The organism is Acidisphaera sp. S103, from assembly GCF_009765975.1.
In the GTDB taxonomy this organism is placed as follows: Bacteria; Pseudomonadota; Alphaproteobacteria; order Acetobacterales; family Acetobacteraceae; genus Rhodopila.
In genome coordinates, this window is the sequence record NZ_LMUJ01000050.1 from 1 (window position 1) to 13,906 (window position 13,906).

Annotated in this window: 12 protein-coding genes and 1 tRNA gene; 5 read left to right on the forward strand and 8 right to left on the reverse strand. The window is 62.9% G+C overall.

Going from position 1 to position 13,906, the window contains the following annotated elements:
• Positions 1-61: 61 nt before the first annotated feature.
• Genes GSQ89_RS14335 through GSQ89_RS14350 form a run of 4 tightly spaced genes read right to left on the reverse strand, consistent with a single transcriptional unit; the run spans position 62 to position 7,062 of the window.
• Positions 62-1,360, reverse strand: coding sequence for a CxC ATPase DNA modification system associated small protein (locus GSQ89_RS14335; RefSeq protein WP_158926280.1), 1,299 nt, complete (start codon positions 1,358-1,360; stop codon positions 62-64).
• Positions 1,350-3,320, reverse strand: coding sequence for a DEAD/DEAH box helicase family protein (locus GSQ89_RS14340; protein ID WP_216856168.1), 1,971 nt, complete (start codon positions 3,318-3,320; stop codon positions 1,350-1,352). The genes GSQ89_RS14335 and GSQ89_RS14340 overlap by 11 nt, the downstream gene beginning before the upstream one ends.
• 18 nt (positions 3,321-3,338) lie before the next feature.
• Positions 3,339-5,960 carry a sigma factor-like helix-turn-helix DNA-binding protein gene (locus GSQ89_RS14345; protein ID WP_216856169.1) on the reverse strand — a complete coding sequence of 874 codons (2,622 nt, stop codon included), beginning with the start codon at positions 5,958-5,960 and terminating at the stop codon, positions 3,339-3,341.
• A 16-nt stretch (positions 5,961-5,976) separates the two neighbouring features.
• Positions 5,977-7,062 (reverse strand): GTP pyrophosphokinase family protein, encoded by a 1,086-nt coding sequence (locus tag GSQ89_RS14350; protein WP_158926282.1) that lies wholly within the window; start codon positions 7,060-7,062, stop codon positions 5,977-5,979.
• 477 nt (positions 7,063-7,539) lie between these two features.
• Here GSQ89_RS14350 and GSQ89_RS40505 point away from each other — a divergent pair, with 477 nt between their 5' ends.
• On the forward strand, positions 7,540-7,707 hold the full coding sequence (locus GSQ89_RS40505) for a DUF1778 domain-containing protein (protein ID WP_254073206.1): 168 nt from the start codon (positions 7,540-7,542) through the stop codon (positions 7,705-7,707).
• Positions 7,708-8,232 carry a GNAT family N-acetyltransferase gene (locus tag GSQ89_RS14360; RefSeq protein WP_158926284.1) on the forward strand — a complete coding sequence of 175 codons (525 nt, stop codon included), beginning with the start codon at positions 7,708-7,710 and terminating at the stop codon, positions 8,230-8,232.
• Between the two features lie 316 nt (positions 8,233-8,548).
• Here GSQ89_RS14360 and GSQ89_RS14365 read toward each other — a convergent pair.
• A tRNA-Gly gene (locus GSQ89_RS14365) sits at positions 8,549-8,623 on the reverse strand.
• 126 nt (positions 8,624-8,749) lie between these two features.
• On the opposite strand from GSQ89_RS14365, the gene GSQ89_RS14370 reads away from it, so the two are divergent.
• Genes GSQ89_RS14370 through GSQ89_RS14380 form a run of 3 tightly spaced genes read left to right on the forward strand, consistent with a single transcriptional unit; the run spans position 8,750 to position 11,335 of the window.
• Positions 8,750-10,096 (forward strand): LLM class flavin-dependent oxidoreductase, encoded by a 1,347-nt coding sequence (locus GSQ89_RS14370; RefSeq protein WP_158926286.1) that lies wholly within the window; start codon positions 8,750-8,752, stop codon positions 10,094-10,096.
• 38 nt (positions 10,097-10,134) lie between these two features.
• On the forward strand, positions 10,135-10,749 hold the full coding sequence (locus GSQ89_RS14375) for a glutathione S-transferase family protein (protein ID WP_158926288.1): 615 nt from the start codon (positions 10,135-10,137) through the stop codon (positions 10,747-10,749).
• A gap of 4 nt (positions 10,750-10,753) precedes the next feature.
• Positions 10,754-11,335, forward strand: coding sequence for a histidine phosphatase family protein (locus GSQ89_RS14380; RefSeq protein WP_158926290.1), 582 nt, complete (start codon positions 10,754-10,756; stop codon positions 11,333-11,335).
• A 4-nt stretch (positions 11,336-11,339) separates the two neighbouring features.
• On the opposite strand, the gene GSQ89_RS14385 is transcribed toward GSQ89_RS14380, so the two are convergent.
• The 3 genes from GSQ89_RS14385 to GSQ89_RS14395 all read right to left on the reverse strand — a co-directional run.
• Positions 11,340-12,524, reverse strand: coding sequence for a thiolase C-terminal domain-containing protein (locus GSQ89_RS14385; RefSeq protein ID WP_158926292.1), 1,185 nt, complete (start codon positions 12,522-12,524; stop codon positions 11,340-11,342).
• A 14-nt stretch (positions 12,525-12,538) separates the two neighbouring features.
• On the reverse strand, positions 12,539-12,964 hold the full coding sequence (locus GSQ89_RS14390) for a Zn-ribbon domain-containing OB-fold protein (RefSeq protein WP_158926294.1): 426 nt from the start codon (positions 12,962-12,964) through the stop codon (positions 12,539-12,541).
• Between the two features lie 13 nt (positions 12,965-12,977).
• The coding region (locus GSQ89_RS14395) for a CaiB/BaiF CoA-transferase family protein (protein WP_158926296.1) at positions 12,978-13,906 on the reverse strand (929 nt) is incomplete at its 5' end.

Below are 13,906 nucleotides of genomic sequence, written 5' to 3' on the forward strand. Positions count from 1 at the left end.
CGTCGCAGGCTTGGTTCATGCTGGCCATGGGCTTCCTGCTCATCCGCAGGATCGCTCGAGATTACCAGGCGATCGCTTGATTTCGAGTCAGGTTCTTAGCACCGACCGTCATTTCGCGGCCGCAAATGCACTCATCCTCCTCGAGCAGTTCGTTGAAGAACTGGGCGGAGGTGTTTTCAGGAAGTCGGAGATTATCAAGATTGTCTTTGAGCGCGATCAACGACTTCGCGAAAGACGGGTGAAGCGCGAGCGGCTGGCGTAGCGCCTGCATCGCATACCCTGCCGCAACCGCGAGTGCGCCCTCGGCCCGCGCCATCTCGATCTTGGCTTCGTTGAACTGCTCACGGGTCGATCGTCCGGTCGCCAGACGTTCCTCTATTTTCGCGCTAAGATCCGCGATTTCAGCGGCGGTGTCGCGCACCTGACCTTCGGCCTTGGCTCGCCCCTGGACGATGATCGCTCGTCGTGTGGTCATATCAGCAAGCTTGGTGCGGAGCCGCGCAAGGGCGCCGTCGCTCTTTGCGCCAGCCTGTCTGGTCCGCCGCGACCATTCCTGCTCGACGAAATCCTCAACCTCATCGAGAAGATAGAGCTGGCAAAGTGCATCGATCGCGTCGTCCGCCGCCGTTTGCCGTTTGCCGTTTGCCGTTTGCCGTTTGCCGTTTGCCGTTTGCCGTTTGCCGTTTGCCGTTTGCCGTTTGCCGTTTGCCGTTTGCCGTTCGTCGAGCAAGCGGGCGGCAAACTCGCCGTTGAAAACGAACAAGCCGAGAAATTCCTTGGCGAGGAAGCGACGCACAAGCGGAGTCGGCGACCAAGAGTCTTCCACGCCCCGGCTCCCGGGATTGGTGGTCCGATAGCGTGCGCTCCCCATCTCGAAATCGAGGATAAGTTCGATCGATAAGGGCCGACCGTCGACAAGCAGCGATACGACGAATGTACCAAGCTCGCCGTCATCGCCTTTTCGTCGATAGCTGCGCACCAGCTTCTCGTCCCACGATGTCGCGGCGCCGCTCAGCGTTGCGATCAGCATCTCGAGTGTGGTGGTCTTGCCCGTGCCGTTGGGCATCTGGAGCAAGGTGACCTTGGGTGTTGCCGATGCTGGTCCAATCAGGTCGATGACGACGTCGGGACAGCGCAGTCCCGAGGCCGACCACCCCGCAATGTCAATTCGCACTCGGCGTCCTTCTAGCTGGATCGCTTCGCGGACATCCTCGTAGCGTTGGGCCTGGTCTTCCTGCGCGTCGTCGCCCTCGGTCATGGCCTGAAGCCACGCTTCGAGCCGGAGCGAAAGCGCCCGCGGTTGACCGCTTTCCTCGACAGCTTCGCGCAGTGCGGCAGCCAGCGCGGAATCAAGTGCCATGATCATCTCCTTTCCTTACCGTCGCGAGATCCATCAGCCACGCGCTGCGTTCCTGGTCCGCGTTTGGGATGGTGTCAGCTTCACCTCCCGGCCGCACGAAGTCCACCACAAGTGCGCGTTTGCTAAGATTGGTCGGATCGATCCGCAAACAGCGCCCGATGCGCTGGATCGTTTCGAGCTTCGCGCGCGCGGAGGCGAACAGGATCACTGCGTTGAGCGAGCGAATGTCGATGCCCTGCGAGATCCTGTGGCAGGTGATGAGGCAATCGATGTCGCCCCGGGCAAAGGCAACCAAATGATCACGATCGTCATCCGCATAATAGGTGCGGTAGCGGTGGGTGCGACGATGAATCGAAGCGAGGATGCGCTCGCCATATTCGATCGTCTCGACGAAGATGATGCTGCGGTTCAGGATCTCGGGGGCGACCCGGAGGTGCTCTTCGAAGATCTCCGGTTTTGCCTCGGCAGTCTTGTAGACCTTCGCGATCTCAGTCCAGAGCTCTTCATTCCCCATCGGTCGGCCTTCGCGCAGGCGCGCGGCCTTCTTGGCGTAAACGAGTCGGAGCCTTTCTCGGTCGCCATCAGTGAGGTCATAGGCGAGCGGCCTGTAATCGAATTCGCTGAGCACGCCGCGTGCGATCGCCTTCTCCAGCGGAAAGCGGTACAGGGGCGGTCCCAGTTCACTGGTGATAAAGTCATTGCCCTGGGCGTCATAGGCGCGGTCTGGTGTGGCGCTGAGACCGACGCGCCAGCCGAATGCGGCATGCTGACCGGCAAGGCTCGCAACCAGACTCGGCGTACCGAGCCCATGTACCTCGTCGTGGATAATGAGCGCTTTGGCCTCGATCCGGTCAGGCAGACGCACGAGCAGACGGGCGAGCTGTCCGCGTGAGACGACGATGAGCGTCTTTTCTGGATCAACGAGGAAATCGCCCATCTCGTGATAACGACCGAAATGGCGGTAGATCAGCCATTTTGGACCGCCGTCCAAACTCCAGGCGTCGAGTTCCCCCGCCCATTGCTCGAGCAGGTCGGTCCCTTCCATGGTCACGATGGCGCAGTTGATCGCGCCTTCGGACACGAGATGGCTTAGTATCTTGATCGCCGTCCGTGTCTTTCCGGTGCCGGTCGCCATTTCTAGAATACCTGCGGGATTCTCCAGAAAGGCCGCCACCGCCTCGTCCTGATGTCGCCAGCGCGGATCGGCTTCTTCGGGTTTGTCGGCTATTTCCTTCAGAGTGGGCTCGACGAACGGCCAGTCGGCGTTCTGGCGCAGCCGGTCAAGAATCTTGGCCGATGGCTCAACGACGGCGAGTCCGGCGGCTTCGCCGGCCCAAGTTTCGTCAAACTGCTCGGCCTTGGTCGCGACGCGATCTTGTTCGCCTGGGAGCCAATCGCAATAGACATCTATGCTTTCGTAGTTCCTGCTGTGGCCGCCGCTTGTCTCGTTCGCCGAGCCGGTAAATGCGATCCTGCCGCCGCCCTCCAGATCGAAGATCCCGAACTTCTCATGGAAGATGCCCGGTTCATCGAGGTGCTCTGGAAAAGCGAATTTGAGCTGCAGCCGGTCATTGGCGATGAGCCATGCGAAGACGCGCGCGCGGATCGCCGTGTCGTTGGGTGACAGCGCAAGCTTGGCAATTTCCTCGAGGATGCGATCGACGACAGTCGCCCGGTACGCCGCACGGGCTTGATCGTTGTCCAACGTTGTCAGGATGCGCCGATCCGCTTCGGATATCATCGGGGACGAGATGAGGCGGATGGATAGCATCCTGAGCGCTGCCCGCGGAAGGCCGTCGATCCAAGCGAGCAAGGCCGTACTGGAAAAATATCCCGCAGCGCGCCGGTAGGTGCTCGCCTCGCGGATGCACGGCGCGAAAAAGTCGTCGGCTAGGCTGTCGCGGCCGCTCCGGTAGTGGCTCTTCGGATGAAAGCCTGTGTGCTCAACCCCCTTAGTCATCCACGCCCCGATGCCGCATCATTCCTCAAGCAGCCACTGTAGCAGGTCCTCGCGCTTCTGCCTCTCGGCAGACTGGCGGCTCTCGGCCATGATGGCGTCGAGCGGATCGATCGCAATGGTCGGCGAAGCAATGGGGCTGCGTACAGAGCTGTCGAACATCCCAGCGAGACGGCCGGCCTCCGGCCAGCTGTCCATCCCAGCGGCCGCGGCTCGTATCTCGTCCTGCAGACTCGGTCCCATGCCCCGGTCCCAGGCGAGGGCTCCAGTCGAGGAGAGTTCGCAGATCATCTGCACGCGCAAATCCCCCGCACGTTCGGTCACCCGGTGAGGGCTCTGCCAGGTGGAGGGGGCGGCGCTCTCGCTACGCAGCGCACCGAGGGCAAGCAGGATTGCCATGACGGACGCGCCAGCATGGCTATCGATCCGCCGTCCCGCCATTCGGTTCACCGCCATCCAGTTGAGGTCGCCGGCATTCCCGGCTTCGATGCAGGCCGCGAGAAGACGGTCCAATTCGGGTCGGGTAAAGGCATCATGACGTAGGGCGTCTGCAAGTTGGAAACGGCCTTCACGCCGCGCGAGTTCCTGCCAGTGCGCGCGCTCGGATGTGGAGATGGGCCACGCGTCAATGTCCGCGACGGCAAGCAGCGAACGGAAATTCTCCGGCGCGCCGTGATGGCGGCCCCAGCGCGCGAGCGCGTATTCGCCCTCGGCGGACCAGAGGGGAAACACATTGCGGCGCTCGCCCGCGCGTCGCGCAAGCGCCAGTAGGCGTAGCTGACTATTTTCGAGGAGATAGGGCGGAGGGCTGGAGAGCAGGTCTTCGGGCGGAGGCACCTGATGGCGCAGGCCATAAACACCCGGGAGGAATCGCGCGAAGAGATGGGGATTGCTGAGTAAGGTCGGCCCGATGCTGTTTGGCGAGCGCCCCGGTGGAAGGATGTCCTCCGCATTCTGGTAGAGGGTCAATAGGCGCTCGGGCCCACGGCGCTCCAGGGCGACGACCAGCGACTCTGCACAGGTTTCGCCATCGTCGTCCGCATCGGATCCGGCATTCGCCGGCTGGTCCTCATGCAGGCGCGCCGGCCGATCATCTAGAATGACGGGGGCGCCGCAGGCTCCGATACCAAACCAAACATGATCGAACGTCTCGATGAAGAGATGCGGCGCCGCGTGCATAACGATGTCCACGTCGCGCGCGGAGCAAGGGTCGGATGGACACAGCTGATGATAGAGCTGGATCAAACGCTCGGCGCAGAGTGGCACGGCGGCCGAAGCCAATACGCGGTGTAGACCAATCGCACGGCGCATCCGCCGTCCCGGCTTCGACTGGACGACATAGCCCTGATCAAGCTCAAGGCCGAGTTCGATCCTGAGCGCTGCTTCCAGATGAAGCGGCATGTCGGCACCGCCCGCTTCGGAGAAGGAGCGCGGCAACGGCCAGTTCAGAAAAGCGCCGAGGTCGGCTGCGGCTGACTTGGTCAGCTCCGGATCGACCGGCGTGCCGAACCAGCCATGGGCCGCGCGCGTCGACTTGGCCGACAGCCAGTTGCCCGGTGCCGTCCCGGTCAGCTCCAATGCGAGCTGAATGGTGCCATCGAGTTTGCGCAAGGCGGGGTCCATTTGTTTGTCGGAGATCCATCCGCGGCCTTCGCTGATCTGCAGCCAGGCGTCGGGCGACGCCGATGTGACAAGGTCAGCGAACGGAACGCGCCGCATTCGAACCCGCATGCGCTGCAGAGCCCGCTTTTCGATCTGGCGAATCCGCTCGCGTGTCACTCCATAGTCCGCTCCGATTTCCTCAAGCGTTTCAGGTGCCGCGTGCCCTAGGCCGAATCTGCGCTCGACGATCAGACGATCCCGCGCCTCGCATTGGCCGAGCAGCCAGTTGAGACACCCGGCAAGCGTCTCAAAATGCGGCACATCATCGGCCGCATCATCAGCGTCGTTTGGTTGTTCCTCACCGAACAGGGCTTCGTAGGTTCGCGCGATTTGCGCCTGCGCGACGCCATTCTCGGCCAGCAGCCGCGGTGTAAGCCGCCGCACCAGGCGCGCCATTTCCTTGACGGATGTCCTGCCAATGTTCAGCCGTCGCTGAAGCGCTGCGAGGAAGTCGTCGAGCGCGAATGCGACAGCACTGAAGCGCATCGTGCGGAGTTCGGGAGCGGCCAGTCCGTGCTCGAGCCGGGCCGACAGAAGCTCGCCTTCGATGGCTTGGACGAGGGAGAGGTGTCCGATCGCTCCAAGTATTTCTTGCGGGCTAGGACCATCTTCAGCCGGCGCGATCATTTCTGTTGGAGCAGCGTTGGCTTCGGCCGCCGCCTTGACGAGGAGATCGAGCTCGCGTGCTGTCTTCGCGCCAAAATGCCGGACGTTGCGCATCATGATTGGCACTGCCGTCGGGCCCGCGGCCAGATAGTCGCGAACAGATAGGAACGGCAGTGTGCCGGCTTCGGCCGTGGCCACGATCGAATTGCGCAGCCGCACGGACGTGTCATTGGCGAGCACAAGCTCCACCAGGTCAGGCGAGGCGTCACCCGGCGAGCGCTCGATGGGGGATTTGGAAATCGCAAGTTGCGACTCGGCGGGCTTGAAGGTCGCACCGGTCTCGGCGAACCACGTGCGTGGCAGCGCGCTGCTCATTACACGTGCGCCAAGCTCATGCGGCGCTGCGCTCGCTGGTGTTCAGGCTTTCCAGGAAGCGGTCATAGAGGCGGCCTACGAAGAATATCCGCGCTGGCCGGCCCTTGCCGCGTTCGGAGGGATGCCGGTCGACGATCGCCCCGGCAAATTTATGGAGTATTGCTACGGTCACGACGTCGGCGGAGGCCGGATTCAGGGCATATTCCGCGCTGTCGATGGATTCCAGATAGCGGTTAAACGCCTCGATCCTGCTGGCTGCCACGGCTGGTTTGAGCGCCTCCTCTCCGAGCGACGCAATGAGCTTCGGTATCGAGTTGAGCCCCTGCTGGACAATCTCATCAAACGCCTGACCAGCGTTAACTGACAGGTCTGCTTCCGGAAAATGGGGCCTCACTCGCGCCACAAAATCATGGACGTCAACGAAATCCCCGACATTTTCCTGCATCCGCGCGGCGTTAGCGGCGAGCAACCGCGTGATCGCGGCATCACCGGAGCGAGTCAGGTGACCGAGAGCCTCGAGCAGCCCCTTTTCCGCTTCGCCGGGGCGCCCGCCCTCCGGCTTGTAACCGATGTCGTGCTCGATTTCGTTCCAGACGTGCGCCATCATCGAGCACACCTGAATCTCGCAGCTTGTTCCCCGCAAATTCTCATAATGGCCCACCAGATCGTCTTCCCGAAGGAAGACCTGGCAATGAGTGGCTCGATAGAATTGGTAGCTGTTGACGGCGAGCTTGTCCTTCTTGTCGACGAACACCGCCGCACTGGCCTCGCCCTCGAACAATTTCCTGATCTCATCGGTGACCCGGCGCTCATCCTCCGGCCTATAGGTGGCGATGCGGACGCCTGCGAAGTCCCCGACGCCGGCGAACACTTCATCGACACTCGAATAATTCTTGTCTGGCCGACGCGCGAAGCGCGTCAGCTTACCCTCGAAACTTCGGACAGTCTTGGTCCTGAATGTCACCTGCGCCCGGATCGCGTTATCTTCTACGATACTCGACCGGCAAATGTCCGACACTCGTGCAGCCAGCTTTAGGTAACGATCCCGTTCGCGATCGTAGCGGGCGACCGCATCGCGTATTACTTTCTCGGCTATCGGCACGCAATCCCCTCCTACTCGATATTTGATCAAAGAGCGTAGCGAGTCGATACCAGGATCGCGGATCTGTGAGGTGATCGCGTCCGGTTGGACCGTTTGGCGGCGGAGTTAAGCTTGGTTCTGATTTTCGTTAGGCCACCAGCCTCTGCATCGTGTCGCTCCCGTATGTTCTCGTGGCGCATGCACCCGGCCAGGGTCGAATTGGGTGGCCGCATGTTACAGTGCCTGCCCCGCCGTTGGCGCAGGTCGCAAGACCTCAAACCGATCAAGCCTACCCCTCGCTCAGACCTGCTACGGAATGTAGTGCTGGAAAAGTTCGTCCATTTGACGTACGTGTGGAGTTGGAGGTGTCATGGCCACGACAGCAAAACACAACCGGCGGCTTCGGGAAGAGCGACTCGGGTTTCGGGTGGACGAGCCGACCAAAACTCTGATCGACGGGCGGCTCAGCTAGAACGGCGCAAGCTGACCGACTTCTGCATGACCGCCCTTACGGACGCTGCCCGGCGGACGATCGCGGAGCATGAGACGCTCGCTCTATCCGGGCGGGACCGCGTCGTCTTCTTCGATGCCCTGGTCAATCTTCCGGCGTCGAGCGAGCGGCTCCAGCGGGCGTTTGCGGAGCATAACCGCCGGGTCGTGCCGTGAATGGCGAAACGGCCATCCGAAGATCTTCGCATCGTACTGCTCGGGGACGAGCACGACCGGGGCAGCTTTGCGTGTGGGGTGGAAAGCCTGGGTCACTATCTCCAGACCCAGGCCGGCCAGGACGTGCGTCGGAAGGCGAATGCCGTGTTCATCTTGAGCGAGACCGGCGAGCCGACTCGGGTCCTCGGCTACTATACTATTTGCGCCGTGCCGATTTCCCAAGGCGATGTGCCGGAGATGGCGCGCAAGCACGTTCCACGCTACCCGCTGGTGAATGCCACCTTGATCGACCGGCTGGCCATCTCAAAGGACAGGCATGGACAGCGTCTGGGCGCGATCCTTTTGGCCGACGCGCTCCAGCGGGCGTTTGGAACCGCCAAGACGGTCGGGTCCTCGATGGTGATCGCCGATGCTGTGGACGAGGCGGCCGCCAGTTTCTATGCGGCGCATGGATTTGTGCGGTTGCCAGACTCGCTGCGGCTGGTGCTGCCAACGCGTCTAGTAGACGGGAGCGCTGAACGATGAGGTTCGGATCTGCCTCGCAGCCAGCACGGGGGAAGCGCCCAGGGAAGCAAAATTGCCGTCGCTTTGGCCTCCAGGGAAGCACAGACGCGCCCAAAGCGAGCCCTCTTAATCGAGCGCGACGTCTCGCATTGTGGTCTGTCGTGCAGGCGACAAACGGTGGTTTGGGGAAGCTGGCCATGCCGAAGGCGACCCAAAGCCCGCTACTTCGCGCTTTCCGCCGCTTCCCCCCTGCTTCCCCGATTTTCGCGCCGAGGTCGGGGAAGCAAAGAACACCCCGCAGGGCGTCTTTTAACCGTTTGATTTCCTGGAGAAAATCTGGAGCGGGCGAAGGGATTCGAACCCTCGACCCCAACCTTGGCAAGGTTGTGCTCTACCCCTGAGCTACGCCCGCGCTCCGATCAGGTCGCGGGTTCTAGGCGGGATCGTTGGCGAATGCAAGCGCCTTTCCCCCGAACCTTTCGCCATCCCGTACCCACCGGTATACAGAACCCAGAACCACGGCAGGGAAACCAGAACGATGCGCCAGATGACCCTTGTCGGCTTCCTGCAAGCGCAGAACTGCACCAACTTCGTCGGCTCCTGGCGCCACCCCCTGGCGCGGCAGGATTTCACGACCGCCGAATATTACCGCCGCGTCGGCCGAGCCCTCGAATACGGAAAATTCCACCTCGGCTTCTTCGACGACCGCCTGGCGATGCCTGACCTGTTCGGCGGCGACCACGCCCACACCGTCGCCAACGGCATCCGCTGCGTCAAACTCGACCCCATCACCATCCTGACCGTCATGGGCATGGCCACCGAACGCCTCGGCCTCGGCGCCACCTTCTCCACCACCTATTTCGAGCCGTTCCACGTCGCCCGGGTCTTCGCCACGCTGGATCTCGTCACCGACGGCCGGGCCGCGTGGAACATTGTCACCTCGATGAACGACGGCGAAGCCCTGAACATGGGCCACGCCTCCCACGGCGAGCACGACCGGCGCTACGACCGCGCCGACGAGTTCCTGGAGGTCGTCATGGGCCACTGGGACGCCTGGGAAGACGGCGCCATCGTCGCCGACCGCGAAACCGGGCTGTTCGCCCACCCCGAAAAGGTCCATCGCCTCGACCACAAAGGCGAATTCTTCAACTCCCGCGGCCCCTTTACCGTCCCAAGGTCCGCCCAAGGCCACCCCGTCCTGATCCAGGCAGGCCAGTCCGGCCGAGGCCAGCGCTTCGCCGCCCGTTGGGCCGAGTGCGTCTTCGTCGCCTATCACAGCCTGACCCAGGCGCAGCGCGATTACGCGTCCTTCAAAACCCAGGTCGAAGCCGCCGGCCGCGATCCGGACAAGACCTTCGTCTGCGCCGGCGTCTACCCCGTCGTCGCCGAAACGCGGGCCGAGGCCGAAGACCAGGCCGCCCTCATCGACTCGCTCCCCAAGGAAATCGACAGCCTGTCCCTGCTGTCCGAGGTGTTGAATTTCGATTTCGCCAAACAGCCGATCGACCAGCCGTTCACCCAGGAGCAGATCGACAGTTGGACCGGCGTGCAAGGCATGCGCGACCGCATCCGCCGGGAACTCGGCAATCGCCTGCCGTCGCCGCGCGATTTCATCAACATCACCCGTCGAGGCACCTTCCACGACCACCCGCGCTTCATCGGCAGCCCGAAAGACGTCGCCGATGGGCTGGAGGAATGGTTCTCCACCCGCGCCTGCGACGGCTTCGTGGTCGCCGCCTCCCACGTTCCCGGCGCGTATGAGGATTTCTCCCGCCTCGTTGTCCCCGAATTGCAACGCCGTGGGCTGTTCCATACCGACTACACAGGGGCTACGCTGCGGGAGAACCTTGGTCTCGACCGGCCCGCGGTCGGGGCCTGGCGCTGACGGGCCTCTGCTTCAACAACCGACGGAAGGAAACGCGGATGAAACTCTATTACGCACCAGGCGCTTGCTCGATCGGCATCCATGTGCTGCTGGAGGAAATCGGCAAGCCTTACGAGACGGCTGCTGTGAACCTGCGTGAAGGCGAGCAGTACAAGCCGCCGTTCGCCACTGTGAACCCGAAATCGAAGGTGCCCACCCTGGCCCGCGACGACGGCTCTGTCCTCACCGAATTCCCCGCCATCGCCTACTGGCTGGCCAAGTCCAATCCCTTCGCCAACTTGCTGCCGGACGACATCGACCAGCAGGCGCACGCGCTGGAACTGCTGGATTACGCCGTCGCCACCATCCACATGCAGGGCTTCGGCCGGCAATTCCGCGCCGCCAATTTCACCCCCAGCGCGGCGGATGAGGAAGCCGTGAAGACCAAAGGCAAGGAAATCGCCGAAAAAGGCTTCGCCCTCATCGACAAGGCGCTGGAAGGCAAGGAGTACGCGGTCGGCAAATTCTCCATCGCCGACGCCGCAATCTTCTATGTCGAGTTCTGGTCGAAGCGTGTCGGCATCGCCTTGCCGGCGAACTGTGCCGCACATCTGGACCGCATGATGGCACGTCCCGCCGTCCAGCGCGTGCTGAAGCAAGAAGGTCTGGCCTGATCCGATGAGCGCCCCCCCTGCCGACAGGCTGCACCCCGTTGCGTTCTGGTTCCTGCGCCATGGTGAGACCGACTGGAACGTTCAAAATCTGTCGCAGGGGGCCGTCGATATCCCGCTGAATGAGACCGGGCTGGCGCAGGCCCGGTCTGCCTCACTGCTGCTGCGAGGGAAGGGGATTCGCCACCTGATCTCCTCTCCGCTGTCGCGTGCCCGGGTCACCGCCGAAATCGCTGGTGCCGAACTCGGTCTACCGGTGCAGATCGACGAGGGTCTGCGGGAAGTGTCGTTCGGCGTCCAGGAAGGCACGCCGATGGCTGATTGGGGGTTTCAGCAGTGGGTGGATGGGCTGCTGACGCCCGAGGGCGCTGAAAGTTTCCCCGCCCTGACAGCCCGATCGGTTGCCGCCGTCAACCGCTGCATCGCTCGGCCGCCGGTGGTGCTGGTGGTGGCGCATGGCGCGGTGTTCCGAGCGCTGCGTGGCGCGATGGGGCACGAGCCGAACGTGCGCACCCGGAACGCGGTGCCGGTGTGGTGTGAGCCGCCGACAGACGGCTCCGGGCGCTGGGGTGTGACCTACGCGGATTGAGGGGTCAGTACGGATCCCCCACGAAGATAAACGTCGTGCCGGTCACGATCGGCGCGCTGGCCCCGACAAACGACACGTTGGCGCCCTTGACCTGGCGTGATCCTGCACGTCCCGACGCCTGCAATGCGCCTTCAATGATGTGCCACAGGCCGTGGATACGGCCGGTGCCCAGGCTGCCGCCGAATGTGTTCAGCGGCAGTTCGCCGTCGAGTTCGATACGACCGTCCTGAATGAAATCCAGTGCCTCGCCTTCCTTGCAGAACCCGTACGATTCCAGACCGTAGATGACGGAGGCGGAGAAGCCGTCGTAGATCTGCGCCACGTCGACATCCTTTGGGCTGAACCCGGACCGTTCCCAGGTCAGCTTGGCGGAGCTGCTGCCGCCTTCCATGTAGCTGGACAGGCTGCCGATGCGGCCGGCGGTTTCGAAGTGCAGCCGCTGGCCGTAACCGGCGATATAGGCGGGTTTCGGCTTCAGGTCCTTCGCCCGGTCCGCCGTCGTCAGCACGATGGCGACCGCCCCTTGCACCGGGATGTCGCAGTCGAACAAACAGAACGGATAGGCGACCATGCGGGAGGCGAAATAGTCCTCTCGAGTCAGCGGCGTGCCGTAAAAATACGCATGCGGATTATGCTGCGTGTGCTTGCGTTGCGTCACGGCGAGGGTCGCCATCTTGTCGCGTGTCTGATTGTTACGCTCCAGCCAGCGTGTATAGGCAACTGCCATGCCCTGGCCGGGACCGCCGAAGCCGTAGGGGGCGGTGAACTGGGCAGCGCCCTGGGCCTGCGCCCCGGGCAGGTTCTGGTATGTGCCCTTGGGATTGTGCATCGCCCGCCACACCACGGCGTATTTGCACACGCCGGCGAGCAGCGCGTTCACCGCCTGCTGCACAGCCCCGCCGATATTGGTCGTGCCCACCTGGATGTGCCAGGTCAGCGACGGCAATTTCAGCATCGCCATCATGCAGTTGACGGAGACGATGGAGATGCCGTCGACCTCGGCATGGCCGGTCGCCGGCAGCTCCGGATAGGTCGCCAGACCATCGATGTCCGACATCTCCAGCCCCGAATCCGCCACCGCGTCTTTCACAGCGGCAAGCGCATGCGCGGCAAGCGGAATGTCGGCGGACCGGGAGACCTTGGAATAGCCGACGCCGCTGATGGCGATTTTGCAACGATTGTCCCACATGTCGGTTCTCTCCCCTAAACCGCGAGACGGAATTGCGGCAGCGTAATATCGTCGTTCAGTTTCTCGAAGATGACCTCGACCCGCCGGCCGACTTTTGCCTCAGTGTAGTTGGATTCCAGCAGATTGCCGGCGAGCAGCGCACCGGGTGCGTCATCCAGTTCCACCACGATGCTGGCATAGGGCACGACGGAAGCGAAACGTTTGTCACCCGTGTGATACATGATGGTGTAGGCATAGATCGTCCCCGCGCCGCGCACAGCCTCGAATTTCAGGTCGATTCCCATGCATTGGACGCATGTCGCATACGGCGGATGCTGAAAATGCCCGCAACTCTGGCACCGTTGCAATTCCAGGGAATTCCGCTTGGCGGCATCCCAGAACGGCTTGGTCCATTCGTTGGGGACCGGGATCGGCCTCGTCACCTTGCTCCAGTCACTCATTGTCTTTCTCCCCTTACGCCGCCCCGACCGCTTTGTTTTCGATCAGGCTGTCAATCTCGGCCGGCGCATACCCCGCCTCACGCAGCACCTCCCGCGTGTGCTCGCCCAGCCCGGGCGCCAGACGGCGAACCCCGGCAGGGCTGGCGGAAAACCGAGCGGGCGGGCGGGCCTGGCGGATTTTGCCCTCGGTCGGATGCTCTACCTCTTCGAACAATCCCACTGCTTTCAGATGCGGCTGTTCGGCGACCTCTGTCAGCTTCGTGAACGACGTGTGCGGCACGTCGATCCGCAGCAGCAATTCCTCCCATTCCGCCGTGGTCCGGCTGGGTGCGATATCGCGCATCCGGTCGTAGATTTTGTCGATGTTCCTGGCGCGTAACACTGGGTCGCGCACCGAAAATTCCTCGATACAATCTGGATGTCCGACGGCCTCGAAGAAAGCGCACCAGTTGGCGCCGGAATAGGGCAACATGGTCAGCCAGCCATCCTTGGTGCGGACGGGGCGGCGGGCTTTCATGCGCTTATAACCGGACGGCCCGATGGGCGGCACAAAAGCATGGCCGCCGAACATCTCGATACTGTTGAACGCCGCCAGCGTCTCCAGCATCGGCACCTCCACCATCTGCCCCTCGCCGGTGCGTTCCCGGTGCAGCAGCGCGGCGGTCACAGCGGAGGTCAACGCCATGCCGCAGATCTTATCGCCAATCAGGCTGGGAACGAAGGCCGGCTCCTCATCGGTACCCATGGCAGAGGCGAAACCGGAGGCGGCCTGAATGATCTCATCGAAGGCCGGGCGCGCCCGCCAGGGACCGTCCTGGCCGAAGCCGGTGGCGACCGCGTAGATGATCTTCAGGTTGAGTTCCTTGCAGGTCTCGTAGCTGAAGCCAAGGCGGGCGAGGCCGGCGGGCCGGATGTTGCTGACCAGCGCGTCGGCGGGGGCAA

Coding starts and splice junctions, on each gene's coding strand:
- GSQ89_RS14335 (WP_158926280.1), bottom strand. CDS start 1,360: ATGGCACTTGATTCCGCGCTGGCTGCCGCACTGCGCGAAGCTGTCGAG.
- GSQ89_RS14340 (WP_216856168.1), bottom strand. CDS start 3,320: ATGACTAAGGGGGTTGAGCACACAGGCTTTCATCCGAAGAGCCACTAC.
- GSQ89_RS14345 (WP_216856169.1), bottom strand. CDS start 5,960: ATGAGCAGCGCGCTGCCACGCACGTGGTTCGCCGAGACCGGTGCGACC.
- GSQ89_RS40505 (WP_254073206.1), top strand. CDS start 7,540: ATGACCGCCCTTACGGACGCTGCCCGGCGGACGATCGCGGAGCATGAG.
- GSQ89_RS14360 (WP_158926284.1), top strand. CDS start 7,708: ATGGCGAAACGGCCATCCGAAGATCTTCGCATCGTACTGCTCGGGGAC.
- GSQ89_RS14370 (WP_158926286.1), top strand. CDS start 8,750: ATGCGCCAGATGACCCTTGTCGGCTTCCTGCAAGCGCAGAACTGCACC.
- GSQ89_RS14375 (WP_158926288.1), top strand. CDS start 10,135: ATGAAACTCTATTACGCACCAGGCGCTTGCTCGATCGGCATCCATGTG.
- GSQ89_RS14380 (WP_158926290.1), top strand. CDS start 10,754: ATGAGCGCCCCCCCTGCCGACAGGCTGCACCCCGTTGCGTTCTGGTTC.
- GSQ89_RS14385 (WP_158926292.1), bottom strand. CDS start 12,524: ATGTGGGACAATCGTTGCAAAATCGCCATCAGCGGCGTCGGCTATTCC.
- GSQ89_RS14390 (WP_158926294.1), bottom strand. CDS start 12,964: ATGAGTGACTGGAGCAAGGTGACGAGGCCGATCCCGGTCCCCAACGAA.